This window comes from Streptomyces sp. NPDC093568 (assembly GCF_044764945.1).
Lineage (GTDB): Bacteria > Actinomycetota > Actinomycetes > Streptomycetales > Streptomycetaceae > Streptomyces.
Map to the genome: position 1 here is coordinate 176,796 of NZ_JBIWJD010000009.1, position 25,891 is coordinate 202,686.

A 25,891-nucleotide genomic window follows, 5' to 3' on the forward strand; every position below is an offset into this window, starting at 1 on the left:
CGTCTGTGCTCCCTGCGCCGTACTGCTGTCACTCCGTGCCGGCCCACCGCTCACCGCCCCGGAGCGGGCCGTGCTCAGGGACGCCATGATTCGATCGGATTGCCGAGCCAGCGGGTGTCGTCGGGGACCGACTCCGCCGCCATCACCAGCGACGCGGGACCCAGTGTCGTACGGGCCCCGATCGCGCTGCCGGGCAGGACGATCCCGCCAGGACCCAGCGTCGCGCCCTCACGGAGGATTACAGTATCCGTCCGCAAGATCCGGTCGTGGAAGAGGTGTGTCTGGAGCACACAGCCCCGGTTCACGGTGGCCGCGTCCTCCAGGGTCACCAGATCGGTCTCCGGCAGCCAGTAGCTCTCCACCCACACGCCCTTGCCGATCCGCGCGCCGAGCCCGCGCAGCCACGCCGTCATCACCGGCGTACCGGGCACCGAGCCCGCCAGCCACGGCACGGCGAGCACCTCGACGAAGGTGTCGGCCAGCTCGTTGCGCCACACGAAGGAGGACCACAGCGGGTGCTCACCGCTGTGATGGCGCCCCACCAGCAGCCACTTCGCGACGATCGACACCAGTCCGGCAGCGGCCCCCGCCGCGAGCAGCACCAGCCCCGACAGCAGCGGCGCCCAGCCCCCCAGCGCGCACAGCGCGGCGATCGTCAGCACCGCGAGCCCCGCCGAGCAGAACACCGGCACGATCCGGCACAGCTCCACCAGACCGCGCGCCCACAGCAGCCGGGCCGGCGGGTCGTACGTCCGGCTGTCGTCGCCGTCGGCCGCCGAGCGCGGCAGCTTGACCGGCGGCAGCCCCAGGTACGAGGTGTCCTTCTTCGCCTTCTTCGGCGTCGCCGACAGCACGCCGACCAGCCCGCCGTCCGGCACGGTCCGGCCGGGCGCGGTCATCCCCGAGTTCCCGAGGAAGGCCCGCCGCCCGATCTGCGCCCGCCCGATCCGCATCCAGCCACCACCGAGCTCGTACGGCGCGGTCAGCGTGTCGTCGGCCAGGAACGCGCCCTCGCCGACCGTCGTCAGGCTCGGCAGCGCGAGCACCGTGGACACCTCGGCACCGCGCCCGATGCGCATCCCGAGCAGCCGCAGCCACACCGGCGTGACCAGCCCGGCGTACAGCGGGAACAGGGTGTCGCGCGAGCGGTCCATCAGCTGCGTCACGGTCCAGGCCTGCCAGCCGACCCGGCTGTGCGTGGGGTGCGTGCCCTCGCGCAGACCGAGGCTCAGCACCCGCACGCCGACCAGGATCAGCAGCGCGTACGCCGCCCCGAAAGCCAGCGTCGCCGGCACGAGGGCCAGGGCGGCGCCCGTCGCGGGCGCGTCCGGCGTGAAGAAGACCCGCGCCACGAGGAACGCGGCGGCGCCCGCCAGCACCGGCATCGCACTGAGCGCGAAGCCCGTGATGCCGTACATCACCCGCCAGTACGTCCCCCGCCGCGGCCGCTCCTTGGGCCAGTTGCGCTTGGCCTTGCCGAGCTTGACCGCGGGCGCGCCCGCCCAGCGCTGGCCGGTCGGGACCTGCCCGTCGACCGCCGAGCCGGGCGCCACCTCGGCCCGCTTGCCGACCCGGGCCCCCGGGAAGAGCATGCTGCGGGTGCCGACGGTGGCGTGCGCGCCCACCTTGACCGCGCCGATCTCCAGCCGGTCACCGTCCAGCCAGTACCCGGACAGGTCCACCTCGGACTCGACCGCGGCGCCGCGCCCCAGCTTGAGCAGCCCGGTGACCGGCGGCAGCGAGTGCAGGTCCACCTCGGGCCCGATCTTGGCGCCCAGCGCCCGCGCGTACCGCTCCAGCCAGGCCCCGGTCAGCGAGGTCGCCCCGGTGAACTCGGCCAGCCGCTCGGCGGTCCACAGCCGCAGATGCACGCTGCCACCGCGCGGGTAGCGGCCGGGCTTCACGCCCCTGAGCAGCAGCCGCGCGCCACCGGCGGCCAGCGCGAGCCGCCCCGGCGGGCTGAACAGCACGAGGGCGCCGGCCGCGAGCAGCCACCAGGGCGCGGTGGGCAGCCACGCGTAGGCGGGCAGCAGATTGCCGAGCACGGCCAGCACGACCGTCCAGCGCAGACCGAGCAGGGTGAACAGCGGAACGAGCAGCAGCGACTGGATCAGCTGCGCGCTCCGGGGCACCGGCGCGACGATCCGCTCGGCGCCGTCGTCGTGCGCGGACTCCTCCAGCCGCCGGGCCAGCTTGCGCAGCACCGGCTGCTGGTAGATGTCGAGGACGGCGGCGCTCGGGTAGCGGGTGCGCAGCCGGGTGGTCAGCTGCGCGGCGGCCAGACTGCCGCCGCCGATCGCGAAGAAGTCGTCGGAGGCGCTGGTCACCGGGATGCCGAGGACCTCGGTCCACTGCTCCGCCAGCCACGCCTCGGTGCCGTAGAGCTGCTCCGCCGGACCGCCAGCCTCCAGGCCCTCCAGCGGCCACGGCAGCGCGTTGCGGTCCACCTTGCCCGAGGTACGGGTCGGCAGATCGTCGACCGGCGCGAGCAGCGGCACGAGTGCCGCGGGCAGCTCCGCCCGCAGCTTCTCCACCGCCGCCGCCTGGTCCCAGCCGTCCTGGGTGACGACGTACCCGACGAGCAGCTGATTGCCGCTGCGCGCGGTCCGCACGGCGGCGGCCGCACCGGCCACCCCGGGCAGCGCCTGCAACGCGGCGTCCACCTCACCGAGCTCGATCCGCCGCCCGCCGAGCTTGATCTGCTCGTCGGCCCGCCCGAGGAAGACCAGCCCCTCCGGCTCCGCCTTGACCAGGTCACCACTGCGGTACGCCCGCTCCCAGCCCAGGGACTTCAGCGGCGCGTACTTCTCCGCGTCCTTCTCGGCGTCGAGATACCGCGCGAGGCCCACCCCGCCGATGACCAGCTGCCCGCTGCCGCCCATCGGCACCGGCTCCCCGGCCTCGTCGACGACGGCAAGCTCCCAGCCGTTCAGCGGCAGCCCGATGCGGATCGGCTCCTCGCCGCTCATCAGGGACGCGCAGGCCACGACGGTCGCCTCGGTGGGCCCGTACGTGTTCCAGACCTCGCGCCCCTCGGTCACCAGCCGCTGCGCCAGCTCGGGCGGGCAGGCCTCACCGCCGAAGATCAGCAGGCGTACGTCGTTGAGGGTCTCCGGCTCCCAGAGCGCGGCCAGCGTGGGGACGGTCGACACGACCGTGATCTCCTGCTCCACGAGCCACGGCCCGAGATCCGCGCCGCTCCTGACCTGCGAACGCGGCACCGGCACCAGGCAGGCGCCGTACCGCCAGGCCAGCCACATCTCCTCGCAGGACGCGTCGAACGCGACGGAAAGGCCCGCCATCACCCGGTCTCCGGGCCCGATCGGCTCCTCGGTGAGGAACAGCGCGGCCTCGGCGTCCACGAACGCGGCCGCGCTGCGGTGGGAGACGGCGACGCCCTTCGGCTTCCCGGTGGAGCCGGACGTGAAGATGATCCACGCGTCGTGCTCGGCACCGGGGCGCGCGGCGGGGGCGTCACCGCGCGAGTGCGCGGTCAGCTCGTGACCGGCTCCGACGACAGCCCGTACGTCCGCCTCACCGAACACCAGCTCGGCCCGCTCGTCCGGGTCCTCGGCGTCCACGGGGACGTAGGCGGCACCGGCCGCGAGCACGGCGAGGATCGCGATGTAGAGATCGTTGGTGCCGGACGGCACGCGCACGCCGACCCGGTCGCCGCGGCCGACGCCGGCCGCGGCCAGCTCACGCCGCAGCCGCTCCACCTCGACGGCCAGCGCCCGGTAGGTCAGGCTGGTCGTGCCGTCGTCCAGTGCCGGCTCGTCCGGATACGACCGCACCGACGCGTCGAAGACGTCGACGAGCGTGCGCGGGGAGGCCGCCGGGCCCCCGGAGAAACGTGCCGTGTCGCCGAACTTCTCGCGGATCTCTTCGTCGAGCAGGCCGAGAGCATCGCTCTCGTGTATCGCTGCCATCCGGTCCTCGCGTCTCGATCCCGGATGCCTCCGGGGCGCTGGCGGGCCCGCAGGTTTGCCTGGGGTTGTCCGGCTCCAGCTCCGTAACAAGCCGGAAATTTTAGTACGACGCTAGGTTCGCGGCTGGTGAACGGCCACTCAGGGCGACCGTTCGGGGCGTCCGAGGGCCCGTCCCACGGCCGCTGACCTGGTGATCTTCAAGCGGAGGAGACTTCCCCCACACAGTGGGTGAGGGGTTGAGGACAGGGCGTCCGCACGACCGCGGCCCCAGGGTCCCGGAAAAGCAAGAAACCCCTGATCAACAGGGGTTTCAGCTGGTGTCCGAGGGGGGACTTGAACCCCCACGCCCGATAAAGGGCACTAGCACCTCAAGCTAGCGCGTCTGCCATTCCGCCACCCGGACAAGGTGTCTGTCGTGCGGGGTTTCCCTCGCGGCGACAGAGAAAACACTACCAGGCTTTCAGGGGGTCCCCGATCACCCCCCGTCGCGACGTGAACTGCGTGTGACGGGTCGCGGCCGGTCTTGGGCAGGGGCGCGGTGAGGGGGAGGATGAGGGGGACCACCAGCAGCGACCGCGCGGAGGGAAGCAGCGTGAGTGAGACGGGCACGACCAGGGGCGTCACCGGCGAGGACGAGGTCGTGGACCTCTGCCGCGAGCTGATCCGGATCGACACCAGCAACTACGGCGACCACTCCGGCCCCGGTGAGCGCAAGGCCGCCGAGTACGTCGCCGAGAAGCTCGCCGAGGTGGGCCTCGAACCACAGATCTTCGAGTCGCACCCGGGGCGTGCCTCCACGGTGGCCCGCATCGCCGGCGAGGACCCCTCCAGGCCCGCGCTGCTCATCCACGGCCACACCGACGTCGTACCGGCCAACGCCGACGACTGGACCCACCACCCCTTCTCGGGCGAGGTCACCGACGGGTGCGTGTGGGGGCGCGGGGCCGTCGACATGAAGGACATGGACGCGATGACCCTCGCGGTCGTCCGTGACCGGCTGCGCAGCGGCCGCAGGCCCCCGCGGGACATCGTCCTCGCCTTCCTCGCCGACGAGGAGGCCGGCGGCAAGTTCGGCGCCCGCTTCCTGGTCGACAAGCACCCGGACCTCTTCGAGGGCGTCACCGAGGCGATCAGCGAGGTGGGCGGCTTCTCGTTCACGGTGAGTGAGCAGCGCCGGCTCTATCTGATCCAGACGGCCGAGAAGGGCATGCACTGGATGAAGCTGACCGTGGCCGGCACCGCCGGTCACGGGTCGATGATCCACCGGGACAACGCCATCACCGAGCTGTCGGAGGCCGTCGCGCGGCTCGGCCGGCACAAGTTCCCGGTGCGGGTCACCAAGACCACCCGGGCGTTCCTCGACGAGCTCGGCGACGCCCTCGGCACCGAGCTGGACCCGGAGAACATGGACGGCACCCTCGCCAAGCTGGGCGGCATCGCCAAGCTCATCGGCGCGACCCTGTCCAACACGGCCAACCCCACGCAGCTCGGCGCCGGCTACAAGGTCAACGTCATCCCGGGCGAGGCCACCGCCCACGTCGACGGCCGTTTCCTGCCCGGCTTCGAGGAGGAGTTCCTCTCCGACCTCGACAAGATCCTCGGGCCGAACGTCCGGCGCGAGGACGTGCACTCCGACAAGGCCGTCGAGACGGGCTTCGACGGGGCGCTCGTGGACGCCATGCAGTCCGCGCTGGTCGCCGAGGACCCGGCCGCCAAGGCCATCCCCTACATGCTCTCCGGCGGCACCGACGCCAAGTCCTTCGACGACCTCGGCATCCGGGGCTTCGGCTTCGCGCCGCTGAAGCTGCCGCCGGAGCTGGACTTCGCGGGCATGTTCCACGGGGTCGACGAGCGGGTACCGGTGGATGGGCTGAAGTTCGGGGTCCGTGTACTCGACAGGTTCATCGACGCGTCCTGAAGGGCCCGCCGCGACAACCTTTCCAGAAATCGTCCAGACGTACTGGCCGTGACTGGCGAGAGTGAACGCGCTCATAGGGTCGTAGCCCTATTAGTTCCTCCTCGTTACAGGTGATGCGATCAGCTACTTGTGATCGCATTGCCAACAAGGAGGAATAATGATCAAGAAGGTCGTCGCCGCTGCGGCTGCCACCGGTGGGCTGGTTCTCGCGGGCGCGGGCCTGGCCGTCGCCGACTCCGGTGCCCAGGGTGCCGCGGTGCACTCCCCGGGTGTCCTGTCCGGCAACGTGGTTCAGGTTCCGGTTCACGTCCCCGTGAACGTCTGCGGCAACACGATCTCGGTGATCGGGCTGCTGAACCCCGCCTTCGGCAACACCTGCATCAACAAGTGACGTTGTGCCTCGCCCCGTGAACAGGGGCTGAGCCCGTCGGCCCCGGAGCGCGAGCCATGCGCTCCGGGGCCGACCGGCCTTTTTCGGGATGTCGGTGGAATTCCCCGACGTCTTTCTTTCGGAACAACGTCGAAGGCAGGTAATCAGTAAATGCGACAGGTCACCCGCAAGGGCCTGATGACCGTGGCGGCCGCGACCGGCGTCATCGCCGCCGCGGGCGGCGCGGCCCACGCGACCGGCGCCGGGGCGCACGGCTCCAGCTCGCACTCGCCCGGCGTGCTGTCGGGCAACACGGTCCAGGCGCCGGTGCACGCGCCGGTCAATGTGTGCGGCAACACCGTCAATGTCGTCGGGCTGCTCAACCCGTCGAGCGGCAACAGCTGTGCCAACCAGGGTGGTTCCGGCGGCGGCTCCGGGGCCTCGGCCGACGGGCACGCCAGTGACTCGCCGGGCGTCGGCTCCGGCAACCACGTCGAGGCGCCGGTGCATGTGCCGGTCAACGTGTGCGGCAACAGCGTCGACATCATCGGCATCGGCAACCCCAGCACGGGCAACGACTGCGGCAACGGAGGCGGGGGGCACAATCCGCCCGGGGGCGGTCACGAGAACCCGGGGAACCCCGGTAACCCGGGGAATCCGGGCAATCCCGGGAACCCTGGTAACCCGGGGGAGCCCGGCAATCCGGGGAACCCCGGGAACCCTGGCAATCCGGGGGAGCCCGGCAATCCGGGGAACCCTGGAAACCCCGGGAACCCCGGCAACCCCGGTAATCCGGGCGAGCCCAACCACCCCGGTACCCCGAGCACGCCGCCCGGGGGCGACGTGACGCCGGGCGGTGGCTCCTCGCACGGGAACCAGCCTGGCGCCCACTTCGTCACCCAGCCCCAGGGCGACGCACAGCTCGCCCAGACCGGCAGTGACCTGCCGATGGGCCTCGTCCTGCCGGTCGGCGCGGGTGCGCTGCTCGCGGGCGCGGTGCTGTACCGCAAGGCTCGGGCGGCGGAGTAGGCCGTAGCCGTCGGGCATGACGTCCCTCGGACACGGAGTGGGCCCCGCCGAGGCGGGGCCCACTCCGTGTCATCCCGTAATCTCCCTTGTCTCTCCCTGTCGCCTCAGCTCACCACGTCGCCCGCACCTGGCGGATGATCCGGCGGCGCAACCGCACCCTGCGGCTGCCGTCGCGCAGCAGGCTCAGGCGGTCCAACTCCCAGTGTCCGTACTCGGCATGGTCCGTCAGCAGGCGTGTGGCGTCCTTGCGGGAGACCCCGCGCGGTACGTACACGTCGACAAATTCGTATTCCGGCATCGCATCTATTGTGCGGGCTGGGGCCCGCTACGGATAGCGTCTGCACTATGTCTGATGCTGTGCAGCCCACCGCTGCCGAGGTACGCGCCGCCGCCGAGGCGGTCAAGACCGCGCTCGACCGCCACCTGGCCGCGGTCGAACGCCGGTCGGGTGAGGACGATCCGGCCGTCTACGAGGCGTTCAACCAGCTGGCCGCAGCCGCCGAGGCCTACGACGAGCTGCTCTACGACCGCTACGACGAGGTCACCCCCTTCGAGATCCCCGGTACGGAGGACGCGCTGCCGCCGTACACGGGCCCCGAGGAACCGAACGCGCTGAGTGTGCTGATCCGCCGCGACTACGCCGTGGTGGAGCCGCAGCGGCTGCTGGCGCAGGCCCAGCGGGTCGAGGCGGCGGACTACGACGAGGGCGCGGACGGGGACGGCTCCGGCACGGTGCACGGGGCGCTCGGCATCCTGTTCGGCGAGTTCGAGGCGGACGAGATCGCCTCCCGGCACAAGGAGTTCGGCCTGGAGGAGGGCGACTCCACGCTCTGGGTGACCGCGGCGGACGACCAGACCGACCCCGGCGAATGGCTGGAGGCGCCCTTCGAGGGGGTCGACCCGCAGCGGGTGGTCTGCCGCTTCGACGTCAGCACGGTGTTCGACGACGACCTCGACGACGAGCTGGACGACGCCGACGAGGAAAGCGCCACGGAATCCGACGACGACCTCGAGGACGAACTCGACACGGATCTGGACGAGGACGAGGACGACCTCGAACCGCTGGACGCGGATCGCTGACGCGGAGCGCGGCTGTTACGACGGCGGCGGTCACGGGTTGATGCCCGTGAGCGCCGCCGTCGTCATGAGCGGGGTGGGGCGGGCCGGCTTGTCGCGCAGTGCCCCGCGTCCCCGGCGCCGGATGTTCCGAGCGGTCAGTCGACCGACGGCACCTGCGGTCTGAGCAGGACGGGGAGGCGGGTCGTGCGCGGCTTCGGCTGGACCTCGGCGACCGCCCGGGGGAGGGCCTGCTCCACGCCGTGGACCACGGAGAGGTGACGGTCGGCGCGGCTGAAGGCCGTGTAGACCCAGGGGCGGCTGAGGGCCTGCGCCGCGTCACCGGGCAGCACCACGACCACCGCCGGCCACCGGCCGCCCGCCGCCTGGTGGGCGGTCAGGGCCCAGCCGTGCCGTACGGACTGCTCCACACGGTCCTTAGGTACGACCACGGCCGCGCCCGCGCAGTCGAGGTGCAGTCCCTCGGCGTCGGCCTTCACCACCTGGCCGGGTTCGGTACGGCCCGGCGCGGGGGAGTAGGCGACACGGTCCCCGGGGTCGAAGCCGCCGAAGCGGCCGGGACCGGGGTTGAGCCGCTCCTTCAGCGCGGCGTTGAGCGCGCGGGTGCCGGCCGCGCCGCCGTGGCCCGGCGTGATCACCTGGGTGTCCCGCGCCGGGACGCCGATCGCCCGCGGCACGGAGTCCGCGACGAGCTGCACGGTGCGGTGCACGGCCTCGCCCGCGTCGCGCACCGGCACGATCACGACCTCCTTGCCGGGCGCCTCGACCTGGTTCAGCTCACCGATGCCGATCCCGGACACCAGCTCGCCCAGCGGCCCGGGGTCCGGTCGCCGCGAGGCGACCTGCGGGCAGACCCGCGCCGCCAGCAGATCGGCGAACACCCGCCCCGGCCCCGCCGACCACATCACTCCGGGATCCCCGGCCAGCACCAGCCGGGCCCCGTCCGGCAGCGACTCCGCGACCAGGGCGGCCGTCTCGACGTCCAGCAGCGGCGCGTCGAGCACGACGAGCAGGTCGAGATCGAGTGCCCCGTCCATGTCCCGGCCGGGCCCCTCGGCGCCGGAGAGCAGTCCGGCCACGGTGGCGACGGGGGGCGCGGCTGCCGTCCCCGCCGGGCTGCCGGGGTCCGCGGTTCCCTGACCCTCGGTCCCGCTCAGCAGTGCCGAGAAGCGCTCGCGGCCCAGCGGGCTGTGCGCCGCGGCCCAGGCTCGCAGCCCGAGGGTCCGCGCCGCGTGCAGCACCGCCGCCGGTTCGGCGCGGGACGCCTCGCCGCCGGTGTGCAGCACCAGGCCGTGCGCCGCGACCGCGCGGACCAGGTCGGCGGCCGGGCCCGCGCCGCCCGCCGCCCGCTCCCACTCCTCCGCCGAACCGTCCTGCTTCGGCACCGAGTTGATCAGACGGGCCAGTCCGTCGGCGAGGCTCTCCTCCGCGAGGGCGTACCGCTCCAGACCGACGAGGACACGGACCGGCCGCTCCTCGCCCTCCTCCGCCTCCTCGTCCCGCACGGCCGGGGCGGCTGACTCCTCCAAGGCGTCCTGGAAGGCCAGGGCCTCACCCTCGGCCAGGGTGTTCTCCACGGCCGTGGCGGCGTCCGGCACGCCCTGCCTGGCCAGTGCGGTGGTGAGCGTCGGCATCTCCAGGGCCGTGTGCCCGGCCAGGGCCGCCTGCTCCAGGAGCCAGACGGTGACCGCCCGCCCGCGCCGCTCGTCGTCCGGAGCGCACTCCGCGCCGAGCAGCGCCCGCGCGAAACCGTCGGCCTGCTCGGGGCGTACGCCGGCCACCCGCAGCAACTGCCAGGGATCCGCCCGAAGTTGGTCCGCGGTGCCCTCGCCGAGAGCCGCGACGGCCTGCGCGGCGAGCGCCTCCGGGGCACCGCCTTCGGTCAGTACGGCCCGCACGGCGTCCACGGTCTCGGGCGCGGGGCCCGCAGGCGTGCCGGGCATCGGCGCGGGCTGCGGCCGGCGGACCGGCTCGGGGGCGGGGCGACGCGGGGCCTCCGGCTCGCTGAAGACGGTGGCCCTGGGCTTCGCGCCGCCCTCCACCGCCCTTACCGCCGCGAGCAGATCGGCGGCCGTGCCGCTGAGCTTGGATCCGCTCTCGACGGGCCCCGCCTTCTCGGCCTTCCGACGCGCGATCCGCTCCCGCTCGATCCGCTGGGCCGCCAGCTCCGCCTCGGCCTCCGACTGTTGAGCCGCTCCGTCGCCGGCCTCGGCGGCAGCGGTCTCGCTCGCGGCCGCGCCCTCGGCGGCGCCGTCCCCGGCCCCCGGTGTCCCCGGCTCCGTGTTCTCCGTGGTCTCGGGTGGCTCCGTGCTCACAGCGTGCTCCAGTCGTGATCGGGATAGCGGTGCACGGGCGCCGACACGTCGTCGAGCGCCCGGCAGATCTCGTCAGGAAGACTAAGGGCCTCCACTGACAACGCCGCCGTGAGCTGCTGTGCGTTGCGCGCGCCGATGACGGGCGCGGCCACGCCGGGCCGGTCGCGGACCCAGGCGAGCGCGACCTGGAGCGGGGAGACGGCCAGCCCGTCGGCCGCCGTCTGCACGGCGTCCACGATCCGGCTCGCCGTGTCGTCGAGGTAGGGCGCGACGAAGGGCGCCAGATGCTCCGAGGCGCCGCGCGAGTCCGGCGGCGTCGCGTTGCGGTACTTGCCCGTCAGCACGCCCCGGCCGAGCGGGGAGGAGGGCAGCAGGCCGATGCCCAGGTCGAGCGCGGCCGGCAGCACCTCGCGCTCCACACCGCGCTGGAGCAGGGAGTACTCCAGCTGGGTGCTCGCCAGCCGGGTCCGTATGCCGGGGGCCGCGAGCTGCCAGGTCGCCGCCTTGGCGAGCTGCCAGCCGCAGAAGTTGGAGACGCCCGCGTAGCGCGCGCGACCGCTGGTCACCGCGATGTCGAGCGCCTGGAGGGTCTCCTCCAACGGCGTGTACGGGTCGTAGGCGTGGATGTGCCAGACGTCGACGTACTCCGTGCCGAGCCGGGCCAGCGAGGCGTCCAGGGCGGAGAGCAGATGGCCGCGCGAGCCGTCGAAGCGCCGGTCGGGGTCGGGCACGCTGCCCGCCTTCGTGGAGATGACCAGGTCCCGCCGCGGCACCAGCCCTTCCATGAGCCGCCCGAGCAGGTACTCGGCCTCCCCGTCGCCGTACACGTCCGCCGTGTCGACGAGGGTGCCGCCCGCCTCCCAGAAGGTCTTCATGAGGTCCGCGGCGTCGTGCTCGTCGGTGTCCCTGCCCCAGGTGAGGGTGCCGAGCCCGATCCGGGACACGCGCAGGCCGGTGCGGCCGAGATGCCTCTGCTCCATGAACGCCGAGATTACTGGCCAGAACCTGCCATGTGGGGGCCTGTGGATAACCAGTTTTCCCGACGGTCACCGGGCGTCCGCGGGGCCCGTCGGGCGACGCCCGCCACATCGGCCTCCCCGCGAGAGGCCCCCCGCGCTAAGGTCTGGGCCACAAGGGACGTTACTGATCGGTAAGGGGATCGGCCATGCAGCTCGGGATCAACCTCGGCTACTGGGGTGCCGGAATGGACGCGGACAATCTCGCCGTCGCGCAGGAGGCCGACCGGCTGGGGTACGCCGTGTGCTGGGCCGCCGAGGCCTACGGATCGGACGCGGCCACGGTGCTCAGCTGGGTCGCCGCACAGACCGAGCGCATCGACGTCGGTTCGGCCATCTTCCAGATCCCGGCCCGCCAGCCGGCCATGACCGCGATGACCGCCGCCACCCTGGACTCCCTCTCCGGCGGCCGCTTCCGCCTCGGCCTCGGCGTCTCCGGGCCGCAGGTCTCCGAGGGCTGGTACGGCGTCAAGTTCGACAAGCCGCTGGCCCGCACGCGCGAGTACGTCGAGATCGTACGGAAGGCGATGACGCGCGAGCGGCTGTCGTACGAGGGGCAGCACTGGACGCTGCCGCTGCCCGGCGGCCCCGGCAAGCCGATCAAGCTGACCGTGCACCCGGAGCGCGAGCACATCCCGCTGTACATCGCCGCCATCGGCCCGAAGAACCTGGAGCAGACCGGCGAGATCGCCGACGGAGCCCTCGTGATCTTCCCCTCCGCCGAGCACCTGGAGGAGACCACGATCCGTCACCTGCGCGCGGGGCGCGAGAAGGCTGGCAAGACCCTCGACGGGTTCGACGTCTGCCCGACGCTCCCGCTGGCCGTGGGCGAGGACAAGGACGTCACCACGCTCGCCGACACCTTCCGCCCCTACACCGCGCTGTACGTCGGCGGCATGGGCAGCGCCAAGCAGAACTTCTACAACCAGCTCGCCCAGCGCATGGGATTCGAGGCCGCCGCCGCCGAGGTCCAGGAGAAGTACCTGTCCGGCGACAAGCAGGGCGCCGCGGCCGCCGTCCCGCACGAGCTGATCGACCAGACGACGCTGCTCGGTTCCGTCGACCGCATCGCGGACCGGATGAAGGAGTACGCGGCGGCCGGGGTCACCACCCTCAGCCTCGCGCCCGCCGGCTTCACGCTCGACGAGCGGCTCGCCTCGCTCCGCGCCGGCACCGAGGCCCTGGAGCGCGCCGGGCTCGCGTAGCCGCGCGGCGCGCTCGACAGAAGGTTTCAGCGGCCGTGGTGGGGGCTCGGGGGTCTTCCCCGCCACGGCCGTCACGCAGAACAACGCGCGCGTGCCCAGGCGGTTACGCCCCCGTTGTGACCCCGATGGTCATTCTTTTGGCGGAGTTGTCCGTCGTAGCTGTTGCAGCACCTCCCTCACCGCATTTGACTCGTTCTTTGCGGAATCCTGCGGCGTCCTGCAGAGAGGTGCCCCACGATGCTTTCGGCCAAGAGCCTGTTCCAGGAGATCCTCGACAACGACGATTCCTTCCGCCTGTTCTGCTCCATCGCGGCCAGCGGGGAGTCCCAGGGCGGCTGGGAGAACGCGCGCATCGCCGCTCTCGTGCCCGACGGCGAGCGCGCCATGGCCCCCAAGATCACCCGGCACGGCGCGGACGAGGACAAACACGGGCGGATCTTCAACGCCCTGCTGAAGAAGCGCGGCCTCGAACCCGTCCCCGTCCCGCCCGAGACCGACTACACGATGCTCCTGGAGCGGCACGGCATCGGTCTGGCCCACGAGAAACTCAAGGCCGACAAGCCGCTCACGGTCGACGACATCATCACCTACCTCTCCCACAGCCGGGTCACCGAGCAGCGCGCCGCCGAGCAGATGATCATGCTCCGCAAGTACTTCGCCGACCACCCCGTGATCGGCAAGGCGGTGCGGATGATCTCCAACGACGAGGACAACCACCTCGCCTACACGCACGAGGAACTGCTGCGCTTCGCGGCCGCCGGGCACGGCCGGCAGATCCAGCGCACCCTGCGCGAGTGCGCGCTCGCCGAGATCCGGGTCTACCGGGACGTCAGCCTCGCGGTCATGGACCACATGGGCCGCATCCTCGGCTGGCCCCGGCCGAAGGCCGCCGTGCTCGCCGCGGGCATCCACGCCGTGTACGCGTGGGAGCGCTTCGCGGGCTGGCGGCGCATGGTGTCCCTGACGATGCCGGAGCGCCGTGACGCCCTCGGCGGACCCGCCACCTCGGCACCCGAGTTCGCCTGACCGCTACAGCCAGCCCCGGCTCTTGAACAGCCGGTACAGCAGCACCTCGACGGCGGCCATGGCCAGGATCAGCACCGGGTACGAACCGGTCCAGTGCAGCTCCGGCATGTGCTCGAAGTTCATGCCGTAGATTCCCGCGATCATCGTGGGGACCGCGGCCATGGCCGCCCACGCGGAGATCTTCCGCATGTCGTCGTTCTGCCGGACGCTCATCTGCGCCAGATGCGCCGACAGGACGTCGGAGACCAGCCGGTCCAGGCCCTCCACGGCCTCGTTCACGCGCGTGAGGTGGTCGCTGACGTCGCGGAAGAAGGGCTGCGCCTTGTCGTGCACGAACGGCACGCGCGCGCCGATCAGGCCGGTGCCCGCGAGCCGGGACACGGGCTGCGCGAGCGGGCCGGTGGCCCGGCGGAACTCCATGATCTGCCGCTTGAAGGCGTAGATGCGCGAGGCCGTGTGCCGGGAGCCGCCGCCGGTCGGTGAGAACACCTCCGCCTCCAGCTCCGCCAGGTCCGTGCCCAACTCGCCCGCCACCTCCACGTAGTGGTCGACCACGGCGTCGGCGATCGTGTACAGCACCGCCGTGGGGCCGTGCCGCAGCATCTCCGGCTCGTGCTCCAGACGGCTGCGGACGACCCCGAGCGGTGCCTCCTCGCCGTGCCGGACGGTCACCACGAACGAGTCGCCGATGAAGACCATGACCTCACCGGAGGAGACGATGTCGCTCTTCGGCTCGTAGCCGACCGGCTTGAGCACCATGAACAGCGAGTCGTCGTACACCTCCAGCTTGGGCCGCTGATGGGCGTTCAGGGCGTCCTCCACGGCCAGCGGGTGCAGCCCGAACTCCTCGGTGACCTGGTCGAACTCCTTCTCCGTCGGTTCGTACAGGCCGATCCAGACGAACGCGTCGTCCTGCAGCCGGCACAGATCCAGGGCGTCGGAGAAGTCGGCGGGCCCCTCGGTGCGGCGCCCGTCACGGTAGATGGCGCAGTCGACGATCACGGAGCGTATTCTCCCGTCCTCAGCCCCCGGGCGCACCCCTTTGTACGCCTACCCTGGGCGGCATGCCCACGCTGATCCTGGTCCGGCACGGACGTTCCACCGCCAACACCGAGGGACTGCTCGCCGGCTGGACGCCCGGCGTCGCCCTCGACGAGCGCGGGGCCGCGCAGGCCGCCGCCCTGCCCGGACGGCTCGCCGAGCTGCCGATCTCCGAGATCGTCACCAGCCCGCTCCAACGCTGCCAGGAGACGATCCGGCCGCTCCTCGACGCCCGCCCCGGCCTCACCGCCCACACCGACGACCGGATCGGGGAGTGCCACTACGGCGACTGGTCCGGCCGCAAGCTCGCCGAACTCAAGGACGAGCCGCTGATGGAGGTCGTCCAGGCCCACCCGTCGGCGGCCGCGTTCCCCGGCGGGGAGTCGATGCGGGCCATGCAGACCCGGGCCGCGGAGGCCGTACGGGAGTGGAACGCGCGCGTGGAACGCGACCACGGCGCCGACGCCGTCTACCTGATGTGCTCCCACGGCGACATCATCAAGTCGCTCGTGGCGGACGCACTGGGTCTTCATCTCGACCTCTTCCAGAGGATTTCCGTTGAACCGTGTTCCATCACCGCGATCCGTTACACACGCCTGAGGCCGTTCCTCGTACGCCTCGGGGACACCGGTGACTTCGCCTCCCTCGCCCCGCGCGAGGAACCGCCGGCCGACGACGCGACGGTGGGCGGCGGCGCGGGCGCACCGTGATCGTCCGGCGCAGTAGGGTGAAGCGGTTGAAGCAGCGCCGTACCCACGATCTCGCCGACTCATCACTCGCCGTACTCACGATTCCCATGGAGACAGGACGTGTCCCGTCAGGTGTTCCTCTACGACCCCCCGGACCGCTTCGTGGCCGGCACGGTAGGACTGCCCGGACGCCGTACGTTCTTCCTCCAGGCCGTCGCCGGCTCCCGCGTGACCAGCGTGGCCCTGGAGAAGACCCAGGTCGCCGCCCTCGCCGAGCGCATGGACGAACTGCTCGACGAGGTCGTACGGCGTAGCGGCGGCAGCGCGGCGGTCCCCGCCATGGCGCCCTCGGAAGTCGCCGACACCGGCCCGCTGGACACCCCCATCGAGGAGGAGTTCCGCGTCGGCACCATGGCCCTCGCCTGGGACGGCGAGGAACAGCGCATGATCGTCGAGGCGCAGGCCCTCGTGGAGCTCGACGCCGACTCCGAGGAGGACCTCGCCGAGGCCGAGGAGCGGCTGCTCCAGGACGAGGAGAACGGGCCCCCGATGCTGCGGGTCCGCCTCACCGGCGCCCAGGCGAGGGCCTTCGCCAAGCGCGCCCTGGACGTCGTCAACGCCGGAAGGCCGCCGTGCCCGCTGTGCAGCCTCCCGCTCGACCCGGAAGGACACGTATGTCCGCGCCAGAACGGATACCGCCGCGGAGCGTGACCCCCGTGGACCTGCTCACCGAGGGTGAGCTGACTGTGCGCGGCCGCATCCGCGAGGCCTCCAACGCGGCACTGCTGTGCACGGTGGCGTACCAGGGGCAGGAGGCGTCCTGCGTGTACAAGCCGGTCGCCGGTGAGCGGCCGCTGTGGGACTTTCCCGACGGCACCCTCGCGCAGCGCGAGGTCGCCGCCTACGAGGTCTCCGAGGCGACCGGCTGGGGGCTCGTCCCGCCCACCGTGCTGCGCGACGGGCCGTACGGCGAGGGCATGGTCCAGCTGTGGATCGACGTGACGCCCGAGGCCGAGCTGCTCGCCCTGGTGGACGGGGAGGAGCCCGAGCCCGGCTGGAAGGCGATCGCTCTCGCCGAGGTCGGCGAGGGGAAGACCGCTCTGCTGGTGCACGCCGACGACGAGCGGCTCAGACGCCTTGCGGTCCTCGACGCCGTGATCAACAACGCCGACCGCAAGGGCGGGCACCTGCTGCCCACCGAGGACGGCCGGCTCCACGGCATCGACCACGGCGTCACGTTCAACGTCGAGAACAAGCTGCGCACGCTCCTGTGGGGCTGGGCGGGCGAGCCCCTGACCGGCGAGGCCGTCGAGGTGCTCGGCGGCCTGCGGGACGGGCTGAAGGAGGGCGGCGCGCTGGCCGTACGGCTCGCCGGGCTGATCACCGCCGCCGAGCTGGCGGCCACACGCGCGCGGGTCGAGGCGCTGCTGGCAGCCGGGAAACATCCGGAGCCGAGCGGGGAGTGGCCGGCCATTCCCTGGCCGCCCGTGTAGGAGCACACTGGCGGGGTATCGCGCAAGAGCGCCTCACCGGCCATCTGGCCTGGTCCGGTTCGTGTGCGGAACATCCGTCCGGTTAGGCTCATGACATGTATGCCTGGCCCGCTTCTGAGGTCCCCGCCCTGCCCGGTCAGGGCCGCGACCTGAGGATCCACGACACCGCGACCGGGGGCCCGATCACCCTCGACCCCGGTCCCGTCGCCCGTATCTACGTCTGCGGCATCACCCCGTACGACGCCACCCACCTGGGACACGCGGCGACCTACAACGCGTTCGACCTCGTGCAGCGCGTGTGGCTCGACACCAAGCGGCAGGTTCACTACGTCCAGAACGTCACCGACGTCGACGATCCGCTCCTGGAGCGGGCCCAGCGCGACGACATCGACTGGGTCGCCCTCGCCGAGAAGGAAACCGCCCTCTTCCGCGAGGACATGACCGCCCTGCGGATGCTGCCGCCCCGGCACTACATCGGCGCGGTGGAGGCGATACCCGGCATCGTCCCCCTGGTCGAGCGGCTGCGGGACGCCGGCGCCGCCTACGAACTCGACGGCGACATCTACTTCTCCGTCGAGTCCGACCCGCACTTCGGCAAGGTCTCCCACCTCGACGCCGCCGCCATGCGGCTGCTGTCCGCCGAGCGCGGCGGCGACCCCGAGCGGCCCGGCAAGAAGGACCCGCTCGACCCGATGCTGTGGATGGCCGCCCGCGAGGGCGAGCCCAGCTGGGACGGCGGTTCGCTCGGGCGCGGCCGGCCCGGCTGGCACATCGAGTGCGTCGCCATCGCCCTCGACCACCTCGGCATGGGCTTCGACGTCCAGGGCGGCGGCTCCGACCTCGCCTTCCCGCACCACGAGATGGGCGCCTCGCACGCCCAGGTGCTGACCGGCGAGTTCCCCATGGCCAAGGCCTATGTCCACGCGGGCATGGTCGCGCTGCACGGCGAGAAGATGTCCAAGTCCAAGGGCAACCTCGTCTTCGTCTCCCAGCTGCGCCGCGACGGCGTCGACCCCGCCGCCATCCGGCTCGCCCTGCTCGCCCACCACTACCGGGCCGACTGGGAGTGGACCGACCAGGTGCTCCAGGACGCCGTGGCCCGCCTCGGCTGCTGGCGTGCCGCGGTGTCCCGGCCCGACGGACCGGCCGCGGAGGCGCTGGTCGAGGAGATCCGCGAGGCCCTCGCGAACGACCTGGACGCCCCGGCCGCGCTCGCCGCGGTCGACCGCTGGGTCGCGCGGCAGGACGCCGAGGGCGGAACGGACATCGGCGCCCCCGGTGTCGTATCGCGGGCCGTGGACGCGCTGATGGGCGTGGCCCTGTAACAGCGAGAAGGCGCCCCCTCCTCACCGGAGGGGGCGCCCCTGTTCTCGCTCCTGCCGGTCAGATCCGCTGGATCCGGACGCTGCGCAGGACGCTCGGTGACTGGGTGTCCCAGATACCGATCACCTGGTGGCCGAACGCGAACGCCTGCTGGATCTGCTGGTGGATCTGCGGGTTCGGGTTGTTGAGGACCCGGAACTGGTTGTTGATCCGCAGGAAGATCTGGTGCGGCTGCCCCTGGAGCGGGTGGACGATGTCGACGAAGCCGTTCGCCACGCCGGAGGCCAGGGCCTGCGCCTGCACCTGCTGGACCACCTGTTGTACGGCGGCCAGCGCGACCTGCTGCAACTGCTGCTGCATCTGCTGCTCGGCCTGCTGAGCCCGCTGGTCCTGCTGGTCCTGCTGCGGGGCCAGTTGCTGGAGCAGTTGCTGGTACGGCTGCTGCCGGCCGAGCTGCTGGAGCTGCTCCAGCGAGCCGCCCATGCCCATGCCGAACGGCTGCTGCTGACCGTAGTCCTGCTGCTGGCCGTAACCCTGCTGCCCGAACTGCTGCTGTCCGTACGGCTGCTGCCCGAACGGCTGCTGCTGGTACGGCGAGGTGCTCGGGTACTGCTGACCTTGCTGTTGTCCCATGTGACTCATCTGCGGGGTGGTGCTCATTCGGGTGTCACCTTCCCTTGATGTGATGGGCTGCGTCAGCCGGTGATCACCAGGCCGACGATCTCGTCGTCCGAGAACCACACCCGGACGTCGGGGCGTCCCCCCGCGAAGGCGGTGTGGACCGCCTGGCGGATCTCGGGGGACGGACGGTTCAGGTTCCGCCAGTCGCCGGCCACGAACAGCCGGAGCCGGGGCGGAAGTTCACGGGGATACGGCAGCAACTCGTCCCAGTAGCGCTCGGCCTTGCCCGAGCCGACCGCGTGCGGGACCAGATCGGTGACCGCGGCCCTGATGTCGGGCCGGTTGCCGATCCGCTGCGAGGCGGGCCGGCCCGGCGCGTCCTGCTGCGGGGAGCCGGTCGCCCGCAGCACCGCGCGGGCCCGCTCGGGGGACATCGGCGGCTGGCCGGCCGCCTTGAGCATGCCCTGGAGCGCGGCCAGCGCGCCGACCACGACCGGCGAGGCGGACGACGTCCCCGAGAAGGTGTCCGTGTACCAGGCGATCTCCTCGGGGCCGCCCTGCAGGTCGCCGGGCCGGTCCCAGAAGCCACCGGTCGTCGTCACCTCGCGCCCCCAGCCCTGCGCGTCCACCCGGGCGCCGTAGTTGGAGAACGCGAGCCGTGAGCGGTCCGGGCCGTGGTCGCGCCCGTGCGTGCCGGGCGGCGGGGCGCCGGCGCCGACCAGGACCGCGCCGGAGGGCGGGTTGGACGGGTTGAACGGGTTGCGCCAGCTCTCGGGGAACTCGTCGGGGCGGCGCTCGTAGACCGCGTCGTCCAGCGACTCGGCGCCGTTGCCCGCTGCAGCCACCACGAGGACACCCTTGGCGGTGGCGTGGCGGATGGCGGCGAGGTCGTCCGGCCACCACTCAAGGGCGATGTACCCGCGCTGGTCGTCGCGTTCGGCGTACTCGAACCGGGGTCCCGGCCGGTGCAGTTCGATCAGCACGATGTCACCGGGGCCCAGCCGCTCGGCCGCCGCGTGGATCGCCGCGGCCGTGCCGACGTCCTGGAAGGACGCGGCCGCGGTCAGCGTCTCCGGCACGATGCCGGTGACGCCGAACTCGCCCCGGTCGCCGCCGATCACACCGATCACGGCGGTGCCGTGGTTGCGCCAGGCCAGGTCGGCCACCGGCGTGCCGATGACGACACCGGCCAGCTTGCCGGCCAGGTCCTCGTGCCCCAGCTGCCAGGAGCCCTCCACGTCGATCACGGTCACGCCCTGACCGGCGCCGCCGGGCCGCTGCCAGGCCCAGTGGGCGTCCACGCCCTCCGGCGCGGGCCGCAGATAGCCCTGCCGGCCGCTGAAGTCGGGCGTGACCGGTGTGCCCTCCTTCAGCCGGCCGCCGTTCTCACCGAGCGTCCCGAAGGAGGCGGGCACCGCGCCCGGTTTCACGTACGCCGTGTCGATCCCCGGCAACGCGGCGATACGGGACCGCAGTTCCTCGGCCCGGCTCTCCCCGCCGCGCACCCGGTAGAACAGCGCGAGGTCCGGTACGTCGTCCGTGCTCGTGGCCTGCTGGAGGCGCTCCTCGCTGCCGAACAGCGGCTCCAGAGTGAGCTGTTCGTCGCCGAGGAACATGTTGAGCGCCGAGACGTCCGCGCCCGCCACCGACCGGACGCCCTCGGTCCGCGCCCGCAGCCGGGCCTCGGGACGGGCGACGACGATCAGCTCCCGCTCGGCTCCTCGATAGGTGAATCCCGCTCCGTCGGGCCCCGGCCCGGACGCTCCCGGGCCCCGCGCCGGCTCTGCCTGGTCGGTCATCGTCTGCCGCTCCCTTCGGTCCTGGGTTGCCAAGTGCGGGTGGTGCGGCGCGCCTTCGGGCAACAACCAAGCACGCACGGCCCGGTCCGTCCAGACTGTTTTCGTCAACTTGGTTTGGAAACAAGTTGAATTGGGCAACGTGTGCAATCCGTCCGGAAAGAGATGTCACGCCATAATCCGGCCAGCTGCTGTCCAGTCCCTGTCGAGAGACGGTCCACGGCTGCGGAGACGACCGGTGTGTGGTGGGGTGGGGGAGTCAGTTGACCACTGGACCAGCTGTCGGCCGGTCCTGTCCGCGAAAGGACGCACCGTGGCCCCCGAACATGGCTCCTTCGCACCTCACCCCACCCGCCGCAGACTCCTGACGGCCGGCGTCGCCACCGCGGGCGCCGCACTCGTCGGGACCGCCGGCACCCCCGCCGCCGCGGCCGGAAAGAGCCGCCCCGCCGCGCTCCGCCTCCCGAACGGCTTCCGCCCCGAGGGCATCACCATCGGCGGCGGACCGTACGCCTACCTGGGCTCGCTCGGCGACGGCTCGATCTACCGCGCGGACCTGCGCACCGGCGAGGGCGCGATCGTCTCCGCCGGGCCCGGCACCCCGTCGGTCGGCCTCAAACTCGACCACCGAGGACGCCTGTTCGTCGCCGGACGCGGCGAGGGCGCCCGTGTGGTGGACGCCCGCACCGGCGAGATCCTGGCTTCCTACCGGCTCACCACGGCGAGCCCGACCTTCACCAACGACGTGTTCCTGACCTCGCGCACGGCCTGGTTCACCGACTCCTACCAGCCCGCGCTGTACGCCCTCCCGCTCGGCCGGCACGGCCGGCTGCCCGACGCGGACGAGGTCGTGACGATCCCCCTGAGCGGCGCCTGGAGCCAGGCCCCCGGCGAGGTCGTCAACGCCAACGGCATCACCACCACCCCCGACGGCTCCGCGCTGCTCGTCGTCCAGTCCGGCGCCGGCGGCCTGCACCGCGTCAACCCGCGCACCGGCGTCACCGAACTCGTCGACCTCGGCGACGCGGCACCGCTCACCAACGGCGACGGCCTGCTGCTGATCGGCCGCACGCTGTACGTCGTCCAGAACCGGCAGAACGGCATCGACGTGTTCCGGCTCGCCCCCGACGGCCGCAGCGGCGTCTTCCGGCGCCGTATCACCGACCCGCGCTTCGACGTACCGACCACGGTGGCCGCGTACCAGGGCCGCCTCTACCTGCCCAACGCGCGCTTCACCACGACGCCCACGCCGGAGACGACGTACGACGTGATCTCCGTACCCGCCTGACCCTGGTGCCCCGAGCTCACGGCTGAGGGCGGTGCGCGACACGGCGCACCGCCCTCAGCCAGGCCTGCACGGCCTCAGTCCTCCGACGAGTCCTCGTCGTCGTCCTTGCCGCCAGGCTTCGGGGGCATCGGCGGGCGCGTACGGTCGCCGGCCGACGGACCGCCGTCCCGGCGCCGCAGATACCGCTCGAACTCGCGGGCGATCGCCTCGCCCGACGCCTCCGGCAGCTCCGCGGTGTCCCGGGCCTCCTCCAGCGTCTGCACGTACTCCGCGACCTCGCTGTCCTCCGCGGCCAGCTGGTCCACGCCGACCTGCCAGGCGCGCGCGTCCTCGGGCAGCTCGCCCAGCGGGATGCGTACGTCGATCAGGTCCTCGAGCCGGTTCAGCAGCGCCAGCGTCGCCTTCGGGTTCGGCGGCTGGGAGACGTAGTGCGGTACCGCGGCCCACAGCGACACCGCCGGTACGCCCGCGTGCGTGCACGCCTCCTGGAGGATGCCGACGATGCCCGTCGGGCCCTCGTACTTGGTCTCCTCCAGGTCCATCCGGCGGGCCAGGTCCGCGTCGGACGTGGTGCCGCTGATCGGGACCGGACGTGTGTGCGGGGTGTCACCGAGCAGGGCGCCCAGGATGACGACCAGCTCCACGCCCAGCTCGTGCGCGAAGCCCAGGAGCTCGTTGCAGAACGAACGCCAGCGCATGGACGGTTCGATACCTCGGACGAGGACGAGATCACGCGGCTTCTCGCCGCCGACCCGGACCACCGAGAGCCGGGTCGTCGGCCAGGTGATCTTGCGGACGCCCGCGTCCATCCACACCGTGGGGCGGTTCACCTGGAAGTCGTAGTAGTCCTCGGCGTCCAGCGCCGCGAACACCTCGCCCTTCCACTCCTTGTCCAGATGCGCGACCGCGGTGGAGGCGGCGTCGCCGGCATCGTTCCAGCCCTCGAACGCGGCCACCATGACCGGGTCGATCAGCTCGGGAACCCCCTCGAGCTCGATCACCCAGTGCCTCCTTCCGACGTGCCCTCGCCTGACGAACCAACCTTACGGCGTGCCGCGGGGGCGACCGCAGCCCCCTTGCACGGGGGAGTGAACGGATCACTGCCCCGTTCGCCACCTCGGAACACCCCGCAGTCATCCGAGCTGTGTCCGGCTCACAGACTGGACCGCAACCACTGCTCCACGCTCGCGATGTGCACCGTCGCCCACGACCGCGCCGCCTCGGCGTCCCGGTCCCGCAGCGCCGCCAGGATCGCCCGGTGCTCGTGCAGGGTCCGGCTGACCGCGTCCTCCTGGGTCAGCCCCCGCCAGATGCGGGCCCGGGTCGTCGGCCCGGACAGCCCGTCGAGGAGCGAGCACAGGACCGAATTGCCGGAGCTCCGCACGATGCCCCGGTGGAACTCCAGGTCGCAGGCGACGAGTTCCTCCACCGACGGGGCGTCACCGAGCTTCTCCAGCTGGTTCGTCAGCGCGTCCAGTTGCTGCTCGCTGATCCGGGACGCGGCCATCGCCGTCGCCGCCGGCTCCAGGATCCGGCGCACGGCCAGGAACTCCAGCACGGTGTCGTCCCGGTGGAAGTCGACGACGAAGCTCAGCGCCTCCAGCAGCAGCTGCGGATCCAGGCTCGTGACATAGGTGCCGTCGCCCTGGCGCACGTCCAGGATCCGGATCAGCGACAGCGCTCGCACGGCCTCCCGCAGGGAATTGCGGGACAGCCCGAGTTCCGCGGCGAGCTCGCTCTCCTTGGGAAGCCGGTCGCCGGGGCGCAGCGCGCCGGAGACGATCATGCCCTTGATCCTCTCGATCGCCTCGTCGGTGACTGCCATGGCGCCCTCCCTGTCGTTCAGGACGTCGTGCGAGACATCCGATCACCCAGGTCATTATGCGGGGCGGGGTCGGTGACGGCGCGGTTCATGGGTGACGGGCATGCGAAAGGGGCGGCTCCATCGGCGCGGAACCGCCCCTTCCGGCGTGGCCGGCCCCGGTGCGGATGGGGCCGCCCTCGTGCGGTCCGGCCTGGTCAGGGGAGTGTGGCCGGACCCGGCACCGAGAGAGGCCCATCCGGCGGAAACCTCTCGCGGCGCCTGCGAGGTCACTTCTTGTCGAGCAGGTCCTGCACCTTCGCCCGGACGTCGTCCGTCGCCAGGCCCCGGATCGTCAGCGTCGTACGCCGGCGCAGCACGTCGTCCTGCGTCTCGGCCCACTCGTTGTCCCGGGCGTAGACGACCTGGGCCCAGATCTCCGGGGCGTCCGGGTGGACGCGCTCGCCCAGCTCCGGGTTCTCGTTGGCGATGCGGGCGATGTCGAAGGCCAGCGAACCGTAGTGCGTGGCCAGGTGCTTGGCGGTGTCGGCCGCCATGCGCGGACCCGGCGCCGGACGGTCGGTCAGCAGGCGGTGGGCGACCGCGCGCGGGTTGGCGATGCCCGGCAGCGGCAGCTTCTTCGGCAGCGAGGCGATCGGCTCGAAGTCGTCGCCCAGCGGAGCGCCCGGCAGGGACTCCAGCTTCTGCATGATCGTGCGGCCGATGTGCCGGAAGGTGGTCCACTTGCCGCCCGCGACGGACAGCATCCCGCCGGTTCCCTCGGTCACGACCGTCTCGCGCTTGGCCTTCGCCGTGTCACCGGGACCGCCCGGCAGCACCCGCAGACCCGCGAAGGCGTACGTGATCAGATCGCGGTCCAGCTGCTGGTCCCGGATCGAGAACGCGGCCTCGTCCAGGATCTGGGCTATGTCCTTGTCGTTGACCGCGACATCCGCCGGGTCGCCCTCGAACTCCTCGTCCGTGGTGCCGAGGAGCAGCATGTCCTCCCACGGCAGGGCGAACGTGATGCGGTACTTGTCGATCGGGGTCGCGAGCGCGGCCTTCCAGGGCGCGGTCCGCTTCAGGACCAGGTGCGCGCCCTTCGACAGCCGGATCGACGGGGCGGCGTTCGGGTCCTCCATCTTGCGCAGGTGGTCGACCCAGGGACCGGTCGCGTTCAGCACGAGACGGGCGTTGACGCCGAACTCGTCACCGGACAGACGGTCCTTGAGGTCCGCGCCGGTCACCCGGCCCTTGGTGAAGCGCAGGCCGGTGACCTCGGCGTGGTTGAGCACGACCGCGCCCGCCTCGACGGCCCCGCGGACCGTCATCAGCGCCATGCGCGCGTCGTTCATCTGGTCGTCGCCGTACACGGCCACGGCCTTGAGGTTGTCGGTGCGCAGCTCGGGCACGTCCTGCGCCGCCTTGGCGGGGGACAGGAGGTGGCCGACGCCGTCACCGAACGCGGAGAGCGCGGAGTAGGCGAAGACTCCCGCCCCGAGCTTCGCGGCGCCGTGCGGCCCGCCCTTGTACACGGGGAGGTAGAACGTGAGCGGGTTCGCCAGGTGGGGAGCCACCTGGCGGGAGACCGCACGGCGCTCGAAGTGGTTCTCCGCCACCAGCTTCACCGCGCCGGTCTGCAGGTAGCGCAGACCGCCGTGGAGCAGCTTGGAGGAGGCGGAGGAGGTGGCGCCGGCGAAGTCGCCGGCGTCGACCAGAGCCACCCTGAGGCCGGACTGCGCGGCGTGCCAGGCGGTGGAGATGCCCAGGATGCCGCCGCCGATCACGAGAAGGTCGTACGACGCCTTGGAGAGCTGCTCCCGGGTCTCGGCTCGGCTCGGGTTGAAGCCGGAGGCCGGGCGCGTACCGAGGGCAGGCACGGACTGCAGGGTGGTCTGACTGGTCATTTCGGGTTCTTACTCCTCATCAGAGTTCGAGAGCTGGGAGAGCTGTT

Annotated in this window: 21 protein-coding genes and 1 tRNA gene; 11 read left to right on the top strand and 11 right to left on the bottom strand. The window is 72.1% G+C overall.

Annotation, left to right across the window (positions count from 1 at the left end; genetic code table 11):
• Positions 1-74: 74 nt before the first annotated feature.
• Both ACIRD7_RS32145 and ACIRD7_RS32150 read right to left on the bottom strand, forming a co-directional pair.
• Positions 75-3,929 (bottom strand): Pls/PosA family non-ribosomal peptide synthetase, encoded by a 3,855-nt coding sequence (locus ACIRD7_RS32145; RefSeq protein WP_403459116.1) that lies wholly within the window; start codon positions 3,927-3,929, stop codon positions 75-77.
• 315 nt (positions 3,930-4,244) lie between these two features.
• Positions 4,245-4,332: transfer RNA gene (locus tag ACIRD7_RS32150), tRNA-Leu, on the bottom strand.
• A 189-nt stretch (positions 4,333-4,521) separates the two neighbouring features.
• Here ACIRD7_RS32150 and ACIRD7_RS32155 point away from each other — a divergent pair.
• The 3 genes from ACIRD7_RS32155 to ACIRD7_RS32165 all read left to right on the top strand — a co-directional run bounded on the left by ACIRD7_RS32155 (position 4,522) and on the right by ACIRD7_RS32165 (position 7,246).
• Entirely contained in the window at positions 4,522-5,847 is a 1,326-nt protein-coding gene (locus tag ACIRD7_RS32155) for a M20/M25/M40 family metallo-hydrolase (protein ID WP_403459117.1), read from the top strand.
• 157 nt (positions 5,848-6,004) lie between these two features.
• Positions 6,005-6,238 (top strand): chaplin ChpH, encoded by a 234-nt coding sequence (chpH, locus tag ACIRD7_RS32160; protein ID WP_030954008.1) that lies wholly within the window; start codon positions 6,005-6,007, stop codon positions 6,236-6,238.
• Between the two features lie 150 nt (positions 6,239-6,388).
• On the top strand, positions 6,389-7,246 hold the full coding sequence (locus ACIRD7_RS32165) for a chaplin (RefSeq protein ID WP_403459120.1): 858 nt from the start codon (positions 6,389-6,391) through the stop codon (positions 7,244-7,246).
• A gap of 109 nt (positions 7,247-7,355) precedes the next feature.
• Here ACIRD7_RS32165 and ACIRD7_RS32170 read toward each other — a convergent pair whose 3' ends face one another.
• Complete coding sequence (locus tag ACIRD7_RS32170; protein ID WP_005485166.1) at positions 7,356-7,544, bottom strand: DUF5703 family protein; 189 nt, start codon at positions 7,542-7,544, stop codon at positions 7,356-7,358.
• 47 nt (positions 7,545-7,591) lie between these two features.
• Here ACIRD7_RS32170 and ACIRD7_RS32175 point away from each other — a divergent pair, with 47 nt between their 5' ends.
• Positions 7,592-8,326 (top strand): hypothetical protein, encoded by a 735-nt coding sequence (locus tag ACIRD7_RS32175; protein ID WP_403459123.1) that lies wholly within the window; start codon positions 7,592-7,594, stop codon positions 8,324-8,326.
• A 134-nt stretch (positions 8,327-8,460) separates the two neighbouring features.
• Here ACIRD7_RS32175 and ACIRD7_RS32180 read toward each other — a convergent pair whose 3' ends face one another.
• Together ACIRD7_RS32180 and ACIRD7_RS32185 are read right to left on the bottom strand one after the other, a co-directional pair.
• Entirely contained in the window at positions 8,461-10,638 is a 2,178-nt protein-coding gene (locus ACIRD7_RS32180) for a helix-hairpin-helix domain-containing protein (RefSeq protein WP_403459125.1), read from the bottom strand.
• Positions 10,635-11,618 carry an aldo/keto reductase gene (locus tag ACIRD7_RS32185; RefSeq protein WP_403459126.1) on the bottom strand — a complete coding sequence of 328 codons (984 nt, stop codon included), beginning with the start codon at positions 11,616-11,618 and terminating at the stop codon, positions 10,635-10,637. Before ACIRD7_RS32185 ends, ACIRD7_RS32180 begins: the two co-directional genes overlap by 4 nt.
• 185 nt (positions 11,619-11,803) lie before the next feature.
• Here ACIRD7_RS32185 and ACIRD7_RS32190 point away from each other — a divergent pair, with 185 nt between their 5' ends.
• Positions 11,804-12,859 carry an LLM class F420-dependent oxidoreductase gene (locus ACIRD7_RS32190; protein WP_403459128.1) on the top strand — a complete coding sequence of 352 codons (1,056 nt, stop codon included), beginning with the start codon at positions 11,804-11,806 and terminating at the stop codon, positions 12,857-12,859.
• A 237-nt stretch (positions 12,860-13,096) separates the two neighbouring features.
• Entirely contained in the window at positions 13,097-13,885 is a 789-nt protein-coding gene (locus ACIRD7_RS32195; protein ID WP_403459129.1) for a ferritin-like domain-containing protein, read from the top strand.
• A 3-nt stretch (positions 13,886-13,888) separates the two neighbouring features.
• Here ACIRD7_RS32195 and ACIRD7_RS32200 read toward each other — a convergent pair whose 3' ends face one another.
• A complete protein-coding gene (locus tag ACIRD7_RS32200) occupies positions 13,889-14,887 on the bottom strand; it encodes a magnesium and cobalt transport protein CorA (RefSeq protein ID WP_403459131.1) in 999 nt (332 codons plus the stop codon).
• A gap of 62 nt (positions 14,888-14,949) precedes the next feature.
• Between ACIRD7_RS32200 and ACIRD7_RS32205 the strand changes: the two genes are divergently transcribed.
• The 4 genes from ACIRD7_RS32205 to mshC all read left to right on the top strand — a co-directional run bounded on the left by ACIRD7_RS32205 (position 14,950) and on the right by mshC (position 18,433).
• Entirely contained in the window at positions 14,950-15,636 is a 687-nt protein-coding gene (locus tag ACIRD7_RS32205) for a histidine phosphatase family protein (RefSeq protein WP_403459132.1), read from the top strand.
• Positions 15,637-15,735: 99 nt separating this feature from the next.
• Positions 15,736-16,326: a DUF3090 domain-containing protein gene (locus ACIRD7_RS32210; RefSeq protein ID WP_403459133.1), complete on the top strand. Its 591-nt coding sequence runs from the start codon at positions 15,736-15,738 to the stop codon at positions 16,324-16,326.
• Positions 16,290-17,108 carry an SCO1664 family protein gene (locus tag ACIRD7_RS32215; protein ID WP_403459134.1) on the top strand — a complete coding sequence of 273 codons (819 nt, stop codon included), beginning with the start codon at positions 16,290-16,292 and terminating at the stop codon, positions 17,106-17,108. The genes ACIRD7_RS32210 and ACIRD7_RS32215 overlap by 37 nt, the downstream gene beginning before the upstream one ends.
• Before the next feature lie 95 nt (positions 17,109-17,203).
• Positions 17,204-18,433 carry a cysteine--1-D-myo-inosityl 2-amino-2-deoxy-alpha-D-glucopyranoside ligase gene (gene mshC, locus ACIRD7_RS32220; RefSeq protein WP_403459135.1) on the top strand — a complete coding sequence of 410 codons (1,230 nt, stop codon included), beginning with the start codon at positions 17,204-17,206 and terminating at the stop codon, positions 18,431-18,433.
• A gap of 58 nt (positions 18,434-18,491) precedes the next feature.
• On the opposite strand, the gene ACIRD7_RS32225 is transcribed toward mshC, so the two are convergent.
• Complete coding sequence (locus ACIRD7_RS32225; RefSeq protein WP_403459137.1) at positions 18,492-19,091, bottom strand: hypothetical protein; 600 nt, start codon at positions 19,089-19,091, stop codon at positions 18,492-18,494.
• 35 nt (positions 19,092-19,126) lie between these two features.
• Positions 19,127-20,851 carry a S8 family peptidase gene (locus ACIRD7_RS32230; RefSeq protein WP_403459138.1) on the bottom strand — a complete coding sequence of 575 codons (1,725 nt, stop codon included), beginning with the start codon at positions 20,849-20,851 and terminating at the stop codon, positions 19,127-19,129.
• Between the two features lie 310 nt (positions 20,852-21,161).
• On the opposite strand from ACIRD7_RS32230, the gene ACIRD7_RS32235 reads away from it, so the two are divergent.
• Complete coding sequence (locus tag ACIRD7_RS32235) at positions 21,162-22,136, top strand: SMP-30/gluconolactonase/LRE family protein (protein ID WP_403459140.1); 975 nt, start codon at positions 21,162-21,164, stop codon at positions 22,134-22,136.
• 74 nt (positions 22,137-22,210) lie between these two features.
• Here ACIRD7_RS32235 and ACIRD7_RS32240 read toward each other — a convergent pair whose 3' ends face one another.
• From ACIRD7_RS32240 to ACIRD7_RS32250, 3 genes are all read right to left on the bottom strand, one after another.
• Positions 22,211-23,137: a PAC2 family protein gene (locus ACIRD7_RS32240; protein WP_403459141.1), complete on the bottom strand. Its 927-nt coding sequence runs from the start codon at positions 23,135-23,137 to the stop codon at positions 22,211-22,213.
• 152 nt (positions 23,138-23,289) lie between these two features.
• On the bottom strand, positions 23,290-23,961 hold the full coding sequence (locus ACIRD7_RS32245) for a FadR/GntR family transcriptional regulator (protein ID WP_403459143.1): 672 nt from the start codon (positions 23,959-23,961) through the stop codon (positions 23,290-23,292).
• A 266-nt stretch (positions 23,962-24,227) separates the two neighbouring features.
• Entirely contained in the window at positions 24,228-25,844 is a 1,617-nt protein-coding gene (locus ACIRD7_RS32250) for an FAD-dependent oxidoreductase (protein ID WP_403459144.1), read from the bottom strand.
• Between the last annotated feature and the right edge of the window lie 47 nt (positions 25,845-25,891).

What these genes read in the sequence shown, in the direction of transcription:
- ACIRD7_RS32145 (WP_403459116.1), bottom strand. Translation starts at nt 3,929, where the DNA reads ATGGCAGCGATACACGAGAGCGATGCTCTCGGCCTGCTCGACGAAGAG.
- chpH (WP_030954008.1), top strand. Translation starts at nt 6,005, where the DNA reads ATGATCAAGAAGGTCGTCGCCGCTGCGGCTGCCACCGGTGGGCTGGTT.
- ACIRD7_RS32165 (WP_403459120.1), top strand. Translation starts at nt 6,389, where the DNA reads ATGCGACAGGTCACCCGCAAGGGCCTGATGACCGTGGCGGCCGCGACC.
- ACIRD7_RS32170 (WP_005485166.1), bottom strand. Translation starts at nt 7,544, where the DNA reads ATGCCGGAATACGAATTTGTCGACGTGTACGTACCGCGCGGGGTCTCC.
- ACIRD7_RS32175 (WP_403459123.1), top strand. Translation starts at nt 7,592, where the DNA reads ATGTCTGATGCTGTGCAGCCCACCGCTGCCGAGGTACGCGCCGCCGCC.
- ACIRD7_RS32185 (WP_403459126.1), bottom strand. Translation starts at nt 11,618, where the DNA reads ATGGAGCAGAGGCATCTCGGCCGCACCGGCCTGCGCGTGTCCCGGATC.
- ACIRD7_RS32190 (WP_403459128.1), top strand. Translation starts at nt 11,804, where the DNA reads ATGCAGCTCGGGATCAACCTCGGCTACTGGGGTGCCGGAATGGACGCG.
- ACIRD7_RS32195 (WP_403459129.1), top strand. Translation starts at nt 13,097, where the DNA reads ATGCTTTCGGCCAAGAGCCTGTTCCAGGAGATCCTCGACAACGACGAT.
- ACIRD7_RS32205 (WP_403459132.1), top strand. Translation starts at nt 14,950, where the DNA reads ATGCCCACGCTGATCCTGGTCCGGCACGGACGTTCCACCGCCAACACC.
- ACIRD7_RS32215 (WP_403459134.1), top strand. Translation starts at nt 16,290, where the DNA reads ATGTCCGCGCCAGAACGGATACCGCCGCGGAGCGTGACCCCCGTGGAC.
- mshC (WP_403459135.1), top strand. Translation starts at nt 17,204, where the DNA reads ATGTATGCCTGGCCCGCTTCTGAGGTCCCCGCCCTGCCCGGTCAGGGC.
- ACIRD7_RS32225 (WP_403459137.1), bottom strand. Translation starts at nt 19,091, where the DNA reads ATGAGCACCACCCCGCAGATGAGTCACATGGGACAACAGCAAGGTCAG.
- ACIRD7_RS32230 (WP_403459138.1), bottom strand. Translation starts at nt 20,851, where the DNA reads ATGACCGACCAGGCAGAGCCGGCGCGGGGCCCGGGAGCGTCCGGGCCG.
- ACIRD7_RS32245 (WP_403459143.1), bottom strand. Translation starts at nt 23,961, where the DNA reads ATGGCAGTCACCGACGAGGCGATCGAGAGGATCAAGGGCATGATCGTC.
- ACIRD7_RS32250 (WP_403459144.1), bottom strand. Translation starts at nt 25,844, where the DNA reads ATGACCAGTCAGACCACCCTGCAGTCCGTGCCTGCCCTCGGTACGCGC.